At 73.4% G+C, this 14,862-nt stretch carries 11 protein-coding genes; 5 read left to right on the plus strand and 6 right to left on the minus strand.

The features are described 5' to 3' along the window. Positions 1-31: 31 nt before the first annotated feature. Together CP981_RS35050 and CP981_RS35055 are read left to right on the plus strand one after the other, a co-directional pair. On the plus strand, positions 32-1,198 hold the full coding sequence (locus CP981_RS35050) for an exonuclease SbcCD subunit D (RefSeq protein WP_085922179.1): 1,167 nt from the start codon (positions 32-34) through the stop codon (positions 1,196-1,198). Next, a complete protein-coding gene (locus tag CP981_RS35055) occupies positions 1,195-4,503 on the plus strand; it encodes an AAA family ATPase (protein WP_085922178.1) in 3,309 nt (1,102 codons plus the stop codon). The genes CP981_RS35050 and CP981_RS35055 overlap by 4 nt, the downstream gene beginning before the upstream one ends. A gap of 92 nt (positions 4,504-4,595) precedes the next feature. On the opposite strand, the gene CP981_RS35060 is transcribed toward CP981_RS35055, so the two are convergent. After that, the gene (locus CP981_RS35060; protein ID WP_085922177.1) at positions 4,596-5,042 is read right to left on the minus strand and encodes an Lrp/AsnC family transcriptional regulator; all 447 of its coding nucleotides are present in this window, start codon (positions 5,040-5,042) and stop codon (positions 4,596-4,598) included. Positions 5,043-5,219: 177 nt separating this feature from the next. On the opposite strand from CP981_RS35060, the gene CP981_RS35065 reads away from it, so the two are divergent. Next, complete coding sequence (locus CP981_RS35065; protein ID WP_244329936.1) at positions 5,220-6,086, plus strand: SDR family oxidoreductase; 867 nt, start codon at positions 5,220-5,222, stop codon at positions 6,084-6,086. A gap of 121 nt (positions 6,087-6,207) precedes the next feature. Here CP981_RS35065 and CP981_RS35070 read toward each other — a convergent pair whose 3' ends face one another. The 4 genes from CP981_RS35070 to CP981_RS35085 form a co-directional block, all read right to left on the minus strand. Then, positions 6,208-7,902, minus strand: a complete 1,695-nt coding sequence (locus tag CP981_RS35070) for a DUF885 domain-containing protein (protein ID WP_085922176.1) — start codon at positions 7,900-7,902, stop codon at positions 6,208-6,210. Positions 7,903-8,055: 153 nt separating this feature from the next. Beyond that, positions 8,056-9,366 carry a GNAT family N-acetyltransferase gene (locus CP981_RS35075; protein WP_085922428.1) on the minus strand — a complete coding sequence of 437 codons (1,311 nt, stop codon included), beginning with the start codon at positions 9,364-9,366 and terminating at the stop codon, positions 8,056-8,058. A gap of 84 nt (positions 9,367-9,450) precedes the next feature. Then, positions 9,451-11,025: an alkaline phosphatase D family protein gene (locus tag CP981_RS35080; protein ID WP_085922175.1), complete on the minus strand. Its 1,575-nt coding sequence runs from the start codon at positions 11,023-11,025 to the stop codon at positions 9,451-9,453. Positions 11,026-11,283: 258 nt separating this feature from the next. Continuing rightward, positions 11,284-12,114, minus strand: a complete 831-nt coding sequence (locus CP981_RS35085) for an alpha/beta fold hydrolase (protein ID WP_085922174.1) — start codon at positions 12,112-12,114, stop codon at positions 11,284-11,286. A 188-nt stretch (positions 12,115-12,302) separates the two neighbouring features. Here CP981_RS35085 and CP981_RS35090 point away from each other — a divergent pair, with 188 nt between their 5' ends. Continuing rightward, entirely contained in the window at positions 12,303-13,196 is an 894-nt protein-coding gene (locus tag CP981_RS35090; protein WP_085922427.1) for an RNA polymerase sigma-70 factor, read from the plus strand. On the opposite strand, the gene CP981_RS35095 is transcribed toward CP981_RS35090, so the two are convergent. Continuing rightward, the gene (locus CP981_RS35095; RefSeq protein ID WP_085922173.1) at positions 13,148-13,813 is read right to left on the minus strand and encodes an aspartate/glutamate racemase family protein; all 666 of its coding nucleotides are present in this window, start codon (positions 13,811-13,813) and stop codon (positions 13,148-13,150) included. The genes CP981_RS35090 and CP981_RS35095 overlap by 49 nt on opposite strands. Before the next feature lie 251 nt (positions 13,814-14,064). On the opposite strand from CP981_RS35095, the gene CP981_RS35100 reads away from it, so the two are divergent. Further along, positions 14,065-14,811: a GntR family transcriptional regulator gene (locus tag CP981_RS35100; protein ID WP_085922172.1), complete on the plus strand. Its 747-nt coding sequence runs from the start codon at positions 14,065-14,067 to the stop codon at positions 14,809-14,811. Positions 14,812-14,862: the final 51 nt, after the last annotated feature.

Raw genomic sequence — 14,862 nt, forward strand, 5'->3', positions numbered from 1 at the left:
GGAGGGGAAAAATGCAGGTCGGAGTGGCTGCGTGAGATTTCTGCACACCTCCGACTGGCATCTCGGGCGGTCCTTTCACCGGGTGAATCTGCTCTCCGCGCAGCGTGCGTTTCTCGATCATCTCGTGGAGACGGTGCGGGCCCGGGAGATCGACGCGGTGCTGGTGGCGGGCGATGTCTACGACCGTGCCGTGCCGCCGCTCGCCGCCGTCGAGCTGTTCGACGACGCCCTGCACCGGCTCGCGGGGCTCGGCGTCCCGACGGTGATGATCTCCGGCAACCATGACTCGGCCCGCCGGCTGGGGGTCGGCTCCGGGCTGATGGAGCGGGCCGGAATGCACCTGCGGACCGACCCGGCCGACTGCGGCACGCCTGTCGTGCTCGCCGATGCCCATGGGCCGGTGGCGCTCTACGGGCTGCCGTATCTCGAACCCGCCATGGTCCGTGAAACCCTCGGGGCGCGGCGTGCCGACCATGCGGAGGTGCTCGGCGCGGCCATGGAGCGGGTGCGGGCCGATCTCGCCGGGCGGCCCGCGGGGACGCGTTCCGTGGTGCTGGCGCATGCCTTCGTCACCGGCGGCGCGGTCAGTGACAGCGAGCGCGATATCACCGTCGGCGGGGTCGCCTCGGTTCCCGTGGGCGTCTTCGACGGGGTGGACTATGTCGCCCTCGGGCATCTGCACGGCTGTCAGACCCTCACCGAGCGGGTCCGCTACTCCGGCTCTCCGCTCGCCTACTCCTTCTCCGAGGCCGAGCACCGTAAGTCGTCATGGATCGTCGATCTCGGCGCGGACGGCACCGTGCACGCGGAGCGGGTGGACTGCCCGGTGCCGCGGCCGCTGGCCCGTATCCGCGGGCGGCTGGAGCAGCTGCTGGAAGATCCCGGACCGGCCCGGCACGAGGACTCCTGGGTCGAGGCGACCCTCACCGACACCGCCCGCCCCCATGAGCCCATGGCCCGGCTGGTCAAGCGCTTCCCGCACCTCGTCAGCCTGGTCTTCGACCCTGATGACGGGCCCACCCGCTCGCTGGCGTCGTACGCGCAGCGGCTGCGCGGGCGCAGCGACCAGGAGATCGCCGAGGACTTCGTGGAACATGTACGGTCCGGCCGCGCGGCCGATGAGCAGGAGCGGGCCGAGCTGCGTTCGGCGATCGACGAAGTACGGGTCGACGACATGGCGGCCGAGGTGGCGCGTTGAGGCTGCACCGGCTCTCTCTCACCGCCTTCGGGCCGTTCGGCGGCACCCAGACCATCGACTTCGACCGGCTGACGAGGGATGGCCTCTTTCTGCTGCACGGCCCGACGGGCGCGGGCAAGACCTCGGTCCTGGACGCGGTGTGCTTCGCGCTGTACGGGTCGGTCCCCGGGGCGCGGCAGAGCGGCCAGGCGCTGCGCAGTGATCTGGCGGACCCGCTGACCCTCACCGAGGTCGTCCTCGAACTGACCGTGGGCGAACGGCGGTTGGAGATCACCCGGCTGCCGGAGCAGCCACGTCCCAAGAAGCGGGGCAGTGGCACGACGAAGGAGAAGGCGCAGAGCAGGCTGCGGGAGTTCGTGCCGGCCGGGGCCGGGGGGCCGGTGGACGGTGACGGGCCCGGGGTCGGAGCCGGGCCGGAGGGTGAGGGCGGGTCCGGAGGCGGCGACGGGCCGGAGGGCGGCGGTCACTGGAAGGCGCTGAGCCGCTCGCATCAGGAGATCGGTGAGGAGATCGGCCAGCTGCTCGGGATGAGCAAGGAGCAGTTCTGCCAGGTGGTGCTGCTGCCGCAGGGCGATTTCGCGCGCTTTCTGCGGGCCGATGCCGAGGCGCGCGCCCGGCTGCTGGGGCGGCTCTTCGACACCCGGCGGTTCGCCGCGCTCGAAGAGCAGTTGACCGCGCGCCGCAAGGCCGCCGCGGACACCGTCACGGCCGGCGACGAACGGCTGCTGGCGCTGGCGCACCGGATGGCGCAGGCGGCCGGGGAGAGCGCCGACCTCACCGATCCGTCGGTCCCGGCGCCGGAGCGGGCCGGGGCGGCGCCGCAGGGCGCAGCGGCGCGCGGACGTGGCGCGACGGCTGGCGGCGGGCGCGGGCGGGCGACGGCGACCGCGGCGGCCACGAAGCGGGCGACCGTACCGGGGCAGGCCGGGGCCGTGGAGCCCGGCGCACCGGCCGCATCGGCCCGTAGTGGCGCCGCGGAAGATCCGGCCGCGGGCCCGGCCACACCACCGGGCCCCGGCGAGCCGGGCTTCGCGGATGCGGTGCTGGTCAGGGCGGCGGTCGCCCGGGTGAGCGCACGGGAGCGGCTGACGGTCGCGGACTCCGCGCTGCACGCCGCCGAGACCGCCGAGCGGACGGCGGCCGGGCGCTGGGAGGAGGCCCGTGAACGCGACCGGCTCCAGCAGCGGTACGCGGACGCCCGGCGCCGGGCCGCCCGGCTGGAGGCCCACGCCGAGGAACGTACGCAGACTCGCGAGAGGCTGGAGCGGGCCCGTGCGGCCGCGGAGGTCGCGCCCGCGCTCGCACTGCGCGACGCCGCCTGGCGTGAGCTGGACGCCGCACAGCGCGCCGAGCGACAGCACCGAAGCCCGCTGCCGCCAGATCTCGCCGACGCGGAGAGCGATCAACTCGCCGCGCTGGAAAGGGAGTTGCGGGAGGATCTGGGGTCGCTCGGCGCTGCCCGGCGGGCCGAACTGCGGGCCGCCGACATCGGCCGGGAGCGCACCGTCCTCGACCGCGAGGCGCGCGCCGACGAGCAGACGCTGCTGGACGCCGCCGAGTGGCTCGCCGCATGGGACGATGCCCAGCGCGCCCACCAGCAGCGCATCGAGACGGCGCAGGAGGCCGCCACCCGGGCCGAACAGCTCGGCGCCCGGATCGAACCGGCCGCCGCACGCTGGGAAGCCGCCCGTCGCCGCGATCGGCTCAGCGGAGATGTGCGGTCGGCGGAAGCGGAGTTGCTCGCCGCCAGAGAGCGGTCCGCGGCGGCCCACGAGCACTGGCTCGACCTCAAGGACCGGAGGCTGCGCGGCATCGCCGCCGAGCTTGCGGACGGACTGCGTGACGGCGAGGCCTGCGCGGTGTGCGGCGCGACCGAGCACCCCCGGCCGGCCCGGGCCGGGGCGGGTCATGTCGACCGGGCGGCCGAGGAAGCCGCGCTGGCCGCGCACCGTCAGACCGAGGAGGCCCGGGGGCAGGCTGAGGCCCGCTGCCAGTCGGCCAAGGAGGCGCTGGCTGCCGCGGCCGCCACGGCCGGGGACACTCCGGCGGACGAACTCGCCGCAGAGGTGGCGGAGTTGCGCGCCGCATACGCCGATGCCCATGCGCAGGGCGCCGACCTCCATGCCGCCCGCGAGGCCCTCGGGCGCGCCGAGCGCGAACACGAACGGCGCCGCGCCGAACAACAGCAGGCCGAGCGCCGGGCCGCTGCCCGCACCTCCCACCGGGAGGCGCTGGACCGCGAACGGGCCGCCCTGGAAGAGGAGCTGACCCGGGCGCGCGGCGACAGCCCGAGCGTCGCCGACCGGGCCGCCCGGCTGGAGCGGCAGGTGGCTCTGCTCGCCGCGGCGGCGGAGGCGTCCCGTACGGCCGGCTCCTGTGCCCAGCGGCTCAAGGAGGCCGACGCCGGGCTGTCCGACGCCGCCTACCGCGCCGGATTCGACACCCCGCAGGCCGCCGCGGAGGCCCTGCTCCAGGACGACGCCTGGCGGGCGCTCCAGCGACGGCTCGATGAGTGGCAGGCTGAATCCGCCGCCGTGGAAGCCGAGTTGGCCGATCCGGAAACCGCGGCCGCGGCGGCGCTGCCGCCCGCCGACCCGGCCGCCGCACAGTCCGCGCACCAGTCCGCGGCGGCCCGGCTGCGCACCGCCTCGGCCACTCATGCCGCGGCCCGGGAACGCTGCACCGAGCTCGACCGGCTCTCCGCCCGCGCCGAGGCCGACGCCCGCACGCTGGCCCCGCTGCGCGCCGCCTATGACCGCATCGCCCGCCTCGCCGCACTCGCCTCGGGCACGTCCAGCGAGAACGAGCGGCGGATGCGCCTGGAGTCGTATGTGCTCGCCGCCCGGCTCGAACAGGTCGCGGCGGCCGCCAGCGCCCGGCTGCACCGGATGTCCGCCGGCCGCTACACCCTCGTCCACTCCGACGAACGGGCCGGCGGCGCCCGGCGTTCCGGCCTGGGGCTGCATGTCATCGACGCCTGGACCGGTCACGAGCGGGACACCTCCAGCCTCTCCGGCGGCGAGACCTTCTTCGCTTCGCTCGCGCTGGCGCTCGGCCTCGCCGATGTCGTCACCGACGAGGCGGGCGGCACGCGACTGGACACCCTCTTCATCGACGAGGGCTTCGGCAGCCTGGACGAACAGACCCTGGACGAGGTGCTGGACGTGCTGGACTCACTGCGCGAACGGGACCGCAGCGTCGGCATCGTCAGCCATGTCGCCGACCTCAAGGCGCGGATCCCCGCCCAGCTGGAGGTCGTCAAGGACCGGTCGGGCTCGACGGTCCGGCACCGCGTACGGAGCTGAGAGCAGAGTCCGGGGGCCGTCACGGGTGGGGGCCGTCACCGGCTGCCGGTCCTGGTCCGCCGGTCAGGGGCGAGCCCGTCACGGGCCGCCGGTCACCGGCTGACCGGGCGGCGGGGGAGCGGCGAGGAGTAGACGACGCTGGTGGTCACCGCGCCGAGCGCGCCGATCCGGCCGGACACCTCCTCCAGGTGCTTCATGGTCCGGGCGGCGACCTTGATGACATAGCAGTCGTCGCCCGTGACGTGGTGGGCCTCCAGGATCTCCGGCGTCGACTCCAGCAGCTCATGGAACGGCTGGTCGTTGCCGTCGGTGTACCGCAGCCGCACGAAGGCCAGCACCGGCAGCCCGATGCGCTCCGGGTCGATCACCGCCGCATAGCCCGAGATCACCCCGGCCTCTTCCAGCCGGCGGACCCGTTCGGTGACCGCGCTGGCGGACATGTTCACGGCACGTGCCAGCTCGGCGTAGCCCGCGCGGCCGTTGTGCTGGAGGACGTCGAGGATGCGCCAGTCGGTGGCGTCCGGGGAATAACCGGTCATCCGTGCTGTCTAGCAGTGGAATCACCGGCAGAGCAAGGGTGCTGCCGGTGATCTCCCTTTTGCAGGCCGGTGCCGGACGCGCCTGACCGGCCATGATCACGCACTCGTCGCAGCCCGTGGGCACCGGCCCCGAAAAGCGGGTGACGCCCCGGCCGGCGGCGGCGAGGGTGGGGTGTCATGACCTACGACAAGAGCAGCTCCGCCGAAGGCCGCCGGCCCGCCACGGGGACCGAGGCACCGCACCGCGACCCGTTGCCGCTCCTCGGCCGTACCGCCCTGGTCACCGGAGCGAGCCGGCGCCGTGGCATCGGCTATGCCGTCGCCCGGCGGCTGGCCGCATACGGGGCCGGTGTCTATCTGCATCACCATGTGCCGCACGATGCCGACCAGCCGTGGGGAGCGGACCCGGGCGGCCCGGCCGCGGTCGCCGACGGGGTACGCGAACTCGCCGCCCCCGGCGCGGTGGTGGCCCACGGGCCGGCCGATCTGTCGCACCCCGAGGCGCCCGCCCGCCTCCTCGACACCGCCGCCGAGGCGCTCGGCGGCCGACTGGACATCCTCGTCGCCAACCATGCCCTCAGCGGCAGCGACGGCACCCTCGACGCCCTTGACGCGGCGATGCTCGACGCTCACTGGGCGGTCAACACCCGCTCGGTGATCCTGCTCGCGCAGGCCTACGCCCGTCGGCGCCCCGCGGGACCGCCGGGCGGGCGGATCGTGCTGATGACCTCCGGCCAGGACCTCGGTGACGGGATGCCGGAAGAGATCGCCTACGGTCTGGCCAAGGGGGCGCTGGCCTCGGCGACCCGCAGCCTGGCCACCACGTTCGCCGGTCTCGGAGTCACCGTGAACACCGTCAACCCGGGCCCCGTGGACACCGGTTACGCGGTCGGCGAGCTGCGTGAACGGGTCGCCGGATGCTTCCCCGGCGGGCAGTGGGGCACGCCCGACGACCCGGCCCGTTTGATCGCCTGGCTGGCGACCGACGAGGCGGGCTGGATCACCGGTCAGGTCATCAACTCCGAGGGCGGCTTCCGGCGCTGACCGCTGGACAGCGCCGCCGTCGCACCGGTTCCGCCCCGCTGTGCTGCCGACGGTCCTACGGACGGGGCGGCGGCCGGCCACCACAGGCCATGGCCGGCCGCCGCCCCCGGAAAAGACCTGGTCAGAGCGCTGACAGCTCGCTCAGCAGATCGTCCAGGCCCAGCGAACCCTGCGACAGCGCCGCCATGTGCCAGGCCTTGAGGTCGAAGTCCGCGCCGTGCCGGGCGCGGGCCGCCTCCCGGCCCCGCAGCCACACCCGCTCGCCGAGCTTGTAGCCGATCGCCTGGCCGGCCATGCCCTGGTAGCGGATGATCTCGCTCTCGACGAAGTCGGCCGGGCGGCTGCTGTGCCGGGCGAAGAATTCGTGCGCCAGCTGCGGCGTCCAGCGCTCACCCGGGTGGAAGGGCGAGTCCGCGGGGATCTCCAGCTCCAGATGCATGCCGATGTCGATGATGACCCGCACGGCCCGCATCATCTGCGCGTCCAGGTAGCCCAGGCGGCGTTCGGCGTTGGTCAGGAAGCCCAGTTCGTCCATGAGCCGCTCGGCGTACAGTGCCCAGCCCTCGGCGTTGGCGCTGACGATGCCCACCGTCGTCTGGTACCGCGAGAGCGAGTCGGCGACATGGGCCCACTGCGCCAGCTGGAGGTGATGGCCGGGGACCCCCTCGTGGTACCAGGTGGAGACCAGGTCGTACGCCGGGAAGCGGGTCTCGCCCATCGTCGGCAGCCAGGTCCGGCCGGGGCGGGAGAAGTCCAGCGACGGCTGGGTGTAATACGGGGCGGCGGCGCCACCGGGCGGGGCGATCCGGGACTCGACCCGGCGCACCCGCTCCGCCAGCTCGAAGTGCGTGCCGTCGAGCGCGTCGATCGCCTCGTCCATGAGCGACTGGAGCCACTGGCGGGTCTCCTCGACGCCCTCGATCGCCTCGCCGTGCTCATCGCACCAGGCCAGCGCCTCCCATGGCGTCTTCGCGCCGGGCAGCACCTTCTCGGCCTCGGTCTCCATCTCGGCCAGCAGCCGGTGGAACTCGGACCAGCCGTACGCATACGCCTCGTCCGCGTCGAGGTCGGCGCCGTTGAAGTAGCGCGCGAGGCGGGCGTAGCGCTCCCGCCCCACCACGTCCGGAGCGCCCTCGATGGCCGGGGCGTAGGTGTCGCGGAACCAGTCGCGCAGCTCCACCAGTGCGCCGGTCGCCACCTCGGCGGCCGCGGTCAGCTCGGCGCGCAGCGCGTCCGGGCCCGGGTCGGTGAACTCGGCGAACCAGCTGCGGTCCGTGCCGATCCACTCGTCCAACTGGCCGATGACCGTGCGGACTTGGAGCGGTCCCGCGGGCAGGTTCTGCTTGCGGCCGGCGTCCAGCGCGGAGCGGTAGCCCTCCAGCGCGGCGGGTACGGCCCGCAGCCGTCGGCCGATCGCCGCCCAGTCCTCCTCGGTCTCGGACGGGGTGACCGTGAAGACCTCACGGACGTGGTGCAGCGGCGAGCTGAGGTTGCTGACCGTGCGCAGGCCCTCGCCCGCCTCGTGGACCGCCAGCTCGGCGGTCAGCCGCTCGCGCAGCAGCCGGGCGCAGACCTGCTCGGCGGCGCTGTCCGCGCCCGGCCGGGCCTCGGCCTGGGTGAGCTTCTCCAGTGTCGTCCGGGCGAGCTGGGCCACCGCTTCCTGGCCCGTCGGGGAGAAGTCGGGGAGCTTGTCGGAGCTCTCGGCGACGCCGAGGAAGGTGCCGGTGATCGGGTCCAGGTCGACAAGGGCGTCGACATAGGCGTCGGCGACCTCGCGGGGCAGCGGGCCGCCCCCGGAAGTAGTGGTGTTGGGCATACGGACATCCTCGTACGGATCGCCCCGCCGCGTCACCATCAAAAAGCTGTACGTTGCTGTCGCTTTTCGGTGCCCTTGCCGGGTGCCGCGGCCGGTCGGGCGTCCGTACGCCCGGCCGGCCGGGGTTCCGTGTCCGGTGGAGCTCCCGGGGGCTCAGCGGCGCCCGCTGCCGTCATGGATGCGTACGGTCTCCCGCGGCTCCCGTTTGGCGGGCAGACCCGTCGGGCGGGCGGTGATCACCAGGGTGCCTTCCTCGATCTGGTAGTCGAGCGGCAGCCCGAGGCCGCGCATCGCGGCCACCATGCCGGTGTTCGAGGCCTGGGTGATCGCGTACACGCTCTCGCAGCCGGTCTCGTCCGCCATCGCCACCAGTCGGCGCAGCAGTTCGGCGCCGATACCGCGCTGCTGCCAGGCGTCCTCGACCAGCAGCGCGACCTCGGTCTCGTCGCCGTCCCACAGCAGATGGCCGAGCGCCACGAGCCGGCCGGAGGCGGTCTCCACGGCCAGGGTGCGGCCGAACCGCGGGCTGAGCAGATGGCCCAGATAGCGGTCCGCGTCGCCGACCGGACCGTGGTAGCGCAGCCCCAGGGTCTTCGGCGAGCAGCGGTCGTGCATCTCCCGGGCCGCGGCCAGGTCGGAGGTGTCGGCGCGGCGGACCGTGATCTCGTTGCCCTCCGGCAGCGTGAGCACATCACGCCGTGGCGGCACCCGCTGGCCGAGCCGGGCATCCAGATCGACCAGTGCCCGGACCCGGGCGAACTCGGTGGGGGTGAAGGGCAATTGCGGCCTTTCGATGGTGAGCGAGCCCCCGGAGGGGTCGCGGAACTTCATGCGGTGCTCCTCCAGCACGCCCTCCGTGGGGACCTGCTCGGCGAGCGGACGCCCGTGCAGGGAGCGCGCGGGCACCGAATGGATGGTGCAGCGACCCAGCAACTGCCGCAGTGCCAGGGGGAGTTCGGCGGAGTCCAGGGCCGTGCGGGTCGCCAGGCCCAGCATCCGGGTCGGCGCGTCGACGAGGTCGTGTGCGTCGGCGCGCTCCAGCCAGCTGTGCGTGCCGCCCGCGCCGGCGACCGTACGGGTGAGCTCGTCAGAGGTCAGCGCATCGGGCGCGCGCAGCAGGAACTCGTCGACCGTGCCATCGGAGAGCGGATGGGTCTGGAGGCTGAGGATGTCCACCCGGCGGGCACCCAGCGCCGTGCACAGCGCGGCCAGGCTGCCCGGCTCGTCCCGGACCGTGGTCCGCATCCGCCACAGCACCGTCTCCTGGCCGCCGGACCCCGGGGCCCGGTCGGTGGAGGACGGCGCCGCGGCGCCGGTATCGGTCGGCGGCGGCGCGTTTTCGTGGCGTCGTGACCACCAGAAGCGGAAGCCTGCCGTGGCGGCCGCGACGAGAGCGGCGGGCTGGAGGGCGTCCCGGCGCCGGTGCGGGCGGCGGGCGGAAGGGGCAAAGGATGCTTCAGTCATGCACACCAGCCTGACGGACAGGTGTTGCCTGATCGCCAACACCTTGTGTCCGACGGGTAAAAGACGCAATCGACGCATTGGCCCCTACTGCCCTACCCGTCCTGGTTGCAGCACCTTGCTGAACAACACCTGGCCACCCTCCTGACGCAACCGCACCGTCAGCTCCCCGCTGCCCCCGTCGATATCGACCTCGCCGAAGTACTGCGGACTCTCCGCGGGGGAGGTGTTGGCACGGTCCGGCGCCTTGATGAACGGTTGCTCGGGCCCAAAGGTTCCGTCCAGCTTCAGCGCCTGGAAGCCGCCCGCGTTGAGCGGCCCCGACACGAACTCCCAGAACGGCTCGAAGTCCTTGAACGCGGCCCGCTCCGGCGCGTAGTGCTGCGCCGCGGTGTAGTGGACGTCCGTCGTGAGCCAGACGGTGCCGGTCACCCGGTCGTGCTTGATGTGCCGCAGCAGTTCGGCCAGCTGGAGCTCACGCCCCAGGGGCGCGCCCGGATCGCCCTGGGCCACCGCCTCGAAGTTCGTCTTGCCGTCCGGGACGACCAGCCCCAGCGGCATATCGGAGGCGATCACCTTCCATACCGCGCGGGACCGGGAAAGCTCCCGCTTGAGCCAGCGCAGCTGCTCAGCGCCGAGGATGCCCTGCGGGTCGTCGGTCTGCCGGCCCGGCGAATTGGCGTTCCGGTAACGGCGCATGTCCAGCACGAACACATCGAGCAACGGGCCGTGCGACACCACGCGATAGACCCGGCCTCCCCGGTCGGGCCGCAGCGTTCGGATCGGGAAATACTCGCTGAAGGCGCGCAGCGACCGCGCCGACAGCACATCGGTGCGCTTCTCCGTGTACCGGTCGTCGTCGAGCAGCTGCCCCGGGTACCAGTTGTTGTGCACCTCGTGGTCGTCCCACTGCGTGATCGTCGGCACCTGCGCGTTGAAGCGGCGCAAGTTGTCGTCGAGCAGGTTGTAGCGGAACGCGCCCCGGAACTCCGCGAGCGTCTCGGCGACCTTGGACTTCTCCTCGGTCGTCACATTCCGCCAGATCCGGCCGTCCGGCAGCGTCACCCGCTCGGGGATCGGGTTGTCGGCGTAGATGTTGTCGCCGCTGCACAGGAAGAAGTCCGGGTTCCGGCGCCGCATGTCCTCGTAGATGCGGTAGCCGCCGCGGTCCGGATTGATGCCCCAGCCCTGCCCGGCCAGATCCCCCGACCAGTGGAAGCGGACGTCCGCGCGCCGCCCGGTGGGCGCGGTGCGGAAGGTGCCGGAGACCGGTTCGCCGGTGCGCCGCGGGTCATCGGGGTCGGCGAGCAGCACCCGGTAGTGGACCTGCTCACCGGACGGCAGGCCGTGCAGCGAGGTCACGCCGGTGAAGTCGGTCTCCGGCCCGAGCACCGGGCCGTGCCAGGACCGGGCGTGCCGGAACGACTCGGTGGCCGCGGTCTGCACCACCATCCGGGCCGGCCGGTCGGACCGCACCCACACCAGGCCCGAGGAGGTGGTGACATCCCCGACCTGCACACCCCAGTCGGCGCCCGGCCGCCCGCTGCGGGCCTGGGCCGGCGCGGCACAGGAGAGCGCGGGCAGTGCCAGCGCCGCCGAACCCGCCGCCGCGCCCCGCAGCAGCGACCGCCGTCCGACGCCGCTGCCGGATCCCTGCGCCATCTCCAACCTCCATGCCTCGACCGACCTCACAGCCCACCCTTTCGTATCGCTGTCCGGTGCCCCGCAGTCGAACGGACGGTGAACACCGGCCCGTTCGCCGGTCACGGTGCACCGTTCGCCCGGCCGGCTCCCGCGACCGGTGGACCCGGGCCATGGTCGCAAGACCACCGCCCGATCGCCAGGACGCTGACGTGGTGCATACGGTCCCGATACGTGCCGCCGGAACGGGTGGCCCCCGGGGACGACGGCACCGCGCGCTCAGCCCACCGTGTCGAGGATGACCCGCGCCACCAGCGCCGGATCGTCGTTCATCGGCACATGCCCGCAGCCCGGCAGCCGTACGAGGCGGGCGCCCGGGATGGTGTGCTTGGCGCGTACGCCCTGGCGGGGGAGGAGCAGCCGGTCGCGGCTGCCCCAGGCGATCGTCACCGGGACGCCGGGCACATCGGAGGTGAACCGCACCTCCCGGCCGGCCGCCAGCGTCGGCGCGAAGCCGGGCGCCTCGCGCAGCGCCCGGGTCTCCGCCACGACGGCCTCGGCCGAGCGGCGGCCGGGGTGGGCGTAGATGGTGCCGGTGAGCGAGGCGCGGCCGAGAGCGCTCCGGGCCAGCGACTCCACCACCGGCTGGGGCAGCGCCCGGGCTCCGGCGTACATCCCGCGCAGTACACCGAGGGCGTACCTCCGCTCGGCCGGGGTCCAGAAGCCCGCGGGCGAGAGCGCGGTGACCGACCGCACGGCGGCTGTGCGGCCCAGCTCCAGCGCGAGCAGCCCGCCCAGCGAGTTGCCCACCACATGCGGGCGCTCGACGCCCAGTTCGGTGAACGCCGCGGTGAGCAGCGGGACGACCGACGACAGGTTGTACGAGGAGCCGCCGGGCAGCGCGGGCGAGGCGCCGAACCCCGGCAGGTCGAGCGCGATGACCTCATGGGAGGCGGCGAGGATGTCGCACACCGGGCGCCAGGCCTGGAGGTGATGGCCGATGCCGTGCAGCAGGACGATGGGTTCGCCCGCGCCCTTGCGGTCGTAGGCGACCGTGAACGGCGGCCGGTCCGCGGGGGTGATACGGGCGAAGGAGACCGGGGCGGCCATGGGTGAACTCCTCTGGGGGTGCGGGACTTCCGGTGGTGCGCGCGTGCGCTGACACGATGCCAGCTGGGGCTACTGAGCGGTATGGGGCGGCCGGGGCGAGGGCGAGTGTGCCGCACACCACGCGCCCGCGCGCCCGCCCGTCACCGTTTCCGCTGGACAACGTGGGGGCGGCCGAGTGGGATGGAGAGGTGCTGAAGGATTCCGCGACCGAGGTCACCGACGTTTTCGAAGAACACCGCTCCGTACTCTTCGGGGTGGCCTACCGGATGCTCGGCCGGGTGGCCGACGCCGAGGACGTGGTGCAGGACGCCTGGCTGCGCTGGTCGGGCGCGGATCATGCGGCGGTACGGGAACCGCGCGCCTTTCTCGTGCGGATCACCACCCGGCTGGCCATCGACCGGCTGCGCCAGGTGCAGTCACGGCGCGAGTCCTATGTGGGGCCCTGGCTGCCGGAGCCGCTGCGGACGGACGTCGGCGGCATCGCCCCGGACACCGCCGAACGCGCGGTGTTCACCGAATCGGTCACCCTCGCCGTGCTCGTCGTCCTGGAGTCGCTCTCCCCTCTGGAGCGCGCGGTGTTCGTGCTGCGCGAGGCCTTCGGCTATCCGTACGCGGAGATCGCCACCACTCTTGACCGCACTGAGGCCGCGGTCCGGCAACTGGCGGGCCGGGCCCGGCGGCATGTGGAGGAGGGCAAACCGCGCTACGACGTCGATCCGGACCGGCAGCGGGACCTGACCGAGCGGTTCCTGGCCGCGGCGGCCGGCGACGATCTGAACGGGCTGCTGAGCCTGCTGGCGGCCGACGCCCGGCTGGTCGGGGACAGCGGAGGGAAGGCCAAGGCCCCGCTGCGGATCATCGAATCCCCGGACAAGGTCGCCCGCTTCCTCTTCGGCGTCACCAGGTCCCTGCCGCCCGGCATGGAGTTCTCCGTCCTCGAACTCAACGGCGGGATCGCGCTGTTGGCGCTCCTCGACGGCCTGCCGGACACCGTCCTCCAGCTCGGGGTCGCGGACGGCGAGATCAAGACCGTCTACATCGTCCGCAACCCCGAGAAGCTGGAGTCGCTCGTGGCCCGCTGAGCGGCGGCCAGCAGACCGAGCCGCGGGCTCGACAGCACCGGGATGCCGCCGTCGAACCTCTCGGCGGCCGGTGCCATGGAGGCCTGCGCCAGGACGATCACATCTGCGTCCCGGACCTCCCGCGCCGCGGCGGCGACCGTCGACAGATAACCATCGGTGTCGCCGCTCTCGAAGCGCCCCCAGGCGCCGGGCACCAGGACGGTACGCACCCCGACCTCGCGGCCCGCCCGTAGGGCCTCCTCGTTGATCAGGGCTTCCGTGGGGGCGAGGGTGCTCTCCAGAGCGGCGAGTACGGCGATCCGCGGGCCGGTGGCGACCGCGGCCGCGGCCATCGGACGGTCCACCCGCAGGGCGGGGAGGCCGAGCGCGGCGCCGGCCGTCTCCGCCACCGCACCGATCGTCGAGCAGGTGCAGAGCACAGCCCGCGCCCCGTGGCCGGCCGCGTCCGCGAGTACGGCGGAGACCTCGGCCGAGACGGCCTCCGGCCCCTGCGCCCTTGCCCGGTCCAGGAGTTGAGGGTGTACGAGGTGACGCAGCGCCAGGCCGGGGGACTCCGCGTCCCGTAGTGCGTCGAAGACCGGGACATGGACGGGCGAGGTGTGCAGCAGCGCGAGCATGACGGAGACAGTACCCAGCGGCCCCGCTGAGGGCGTGGGCGGGACGGCCCGTTCGGGCGTCCGGAGCGGGCCGAAAGTGATCCCGGATTGGTCTTGACCAAGGGTGGGGGCGGCCATATCGTCGGGATACTGCAACAACCTTTAATAAAGAAGCGCTCATAATCAGGCGCGCAGCGGGCCCACATCTGCCGGCCGCGCGGCCCGAGTCCCATGGGGGAGCAGCCCCGGTAGCGGCCAGTGCGGAGGACAGGGTGGGGACCACGCAGCTCGAAACGGTGCCGGAGCCGAAGTACTGGCACCTCAAGACCGTGCTCAGCGAGGCGCTGGACTCGGAGTTCGCGGTCGGCGAGATTCTGCCCAACGAGCGTGATCTGGCGGCGCGGTTCGGCGTCGCACGGGCCACGCTGCGGCAGGCGCTCGAACAGCTGGAGCTGGAAGGCAGACTCCAGCGCCGCCGCGGTGTGGGCACCACGGTCGCCCCGCCCCGGGTCGGTGTCGCCGTCGCACCCGCCCGCCACAGCTGGCCCGGCGCCGCAGGTGACGACTGGCAGGTGCTCGGCTGCGACGAGAGCGGCAGTGTGCCCGCCGTGGTGGCCCGCCTGCTGGAGACCGCCGAGGGCGACCCGGTGCACATCGTCCGCCGCAGCCGGGTCACCGAGGACCGGCCCCTCGCCGCCGAGTTGCTGTACGTCCCGGCGGCCGTGATCCCCAGCGGCGCGGAGATCGCGCTGCTGACCGGCCCGGCGCAGGCCTATGCGGTCCTGGCTCAGCTTCAGTCGCTGGAGCTGGAGGGCCAGGACCGCACCGTCGAGCTCGGCTCGGCCCGTGCGGAGGACGCCAAGCAGCTGGACCGGCTGCCCGGCGCACCCGTCCTGGTCGTCACCACCCGCTATGTCTCGGGCGGCCGTACGGCAGCCGTCGCGGTCTCCACCTACCGGGCGGACACCTGCCGTCTGACCTTCGGCGAGAGCGACGCGGTCGCGTTGCTCGCGGGGTGAGACTGACCGGCGACTGAGGGGACGGGCCCGCTCCGGATCTCGGAGGGGCCC

This window comes from Streptomyces platensis (assembly GCF_008704855.1).
GTDB classification, from domain to species: domain Bacteria; phylum Actinomycetota; class Actinomycetes; order Streptomycetales; family Streptomycetaceae; genus Streptomyces; species Streptomyces platensis.

Bases quoted from the DNA above. Each gene is read 5' to 3' on its own strand.
- CP981_RS35065 (WP_244329936.1), top strand. From the start codon at position 5,220: ATGACCTACGACAAGAGCAGCTCCGCCGAAGGCCGCCGGCCCGCCACG.
- CP981_RS35070 (WP_085922176.1), bottom strand. From the start codon at position 7,902: ATGCCCAACACCACTACTTCCGGGGGCGGCCCGCTGCCCCGCGAGGTC.
- CP981_RS35080 (WP_085922175.1), bottom strand. From the start codon at position 11,025: ATGGCGCAGGGATCCGGCAGCGGCGTCGGACGGCGGTCGCTGCTGCGG.
- CP981_RS35085 (WP_085922174.1), bottom strand. From the start codon at position 12,114: ATGGCCGCCCCGGTCTCCTTCGCCCGTATCACCCCCGCGGACCGGCCG.
- CP981_RS35060 (WP_085922177.1), bottom strand. From the start codon at position 5,042: ATGACCGGTTATTCCCCGGACGCCACCGACTGGCGCATCCTCGACGTC.
- CP981_RS35095 (WP_085922173.1), bottom strand. From the start codon at position 13,813: ATGCTCGCGCTGCTGCACACCTCGCCCGTCCATGTCCCGGTCTTCGAC.
- CP981_RS35075 (WP_085922428.1), bottom strand. From the start codon at position 9,366: ATGACTGAAGCATCCTTTGCCCCTTCCGCCCGCCGCCCGCACCGGCGC.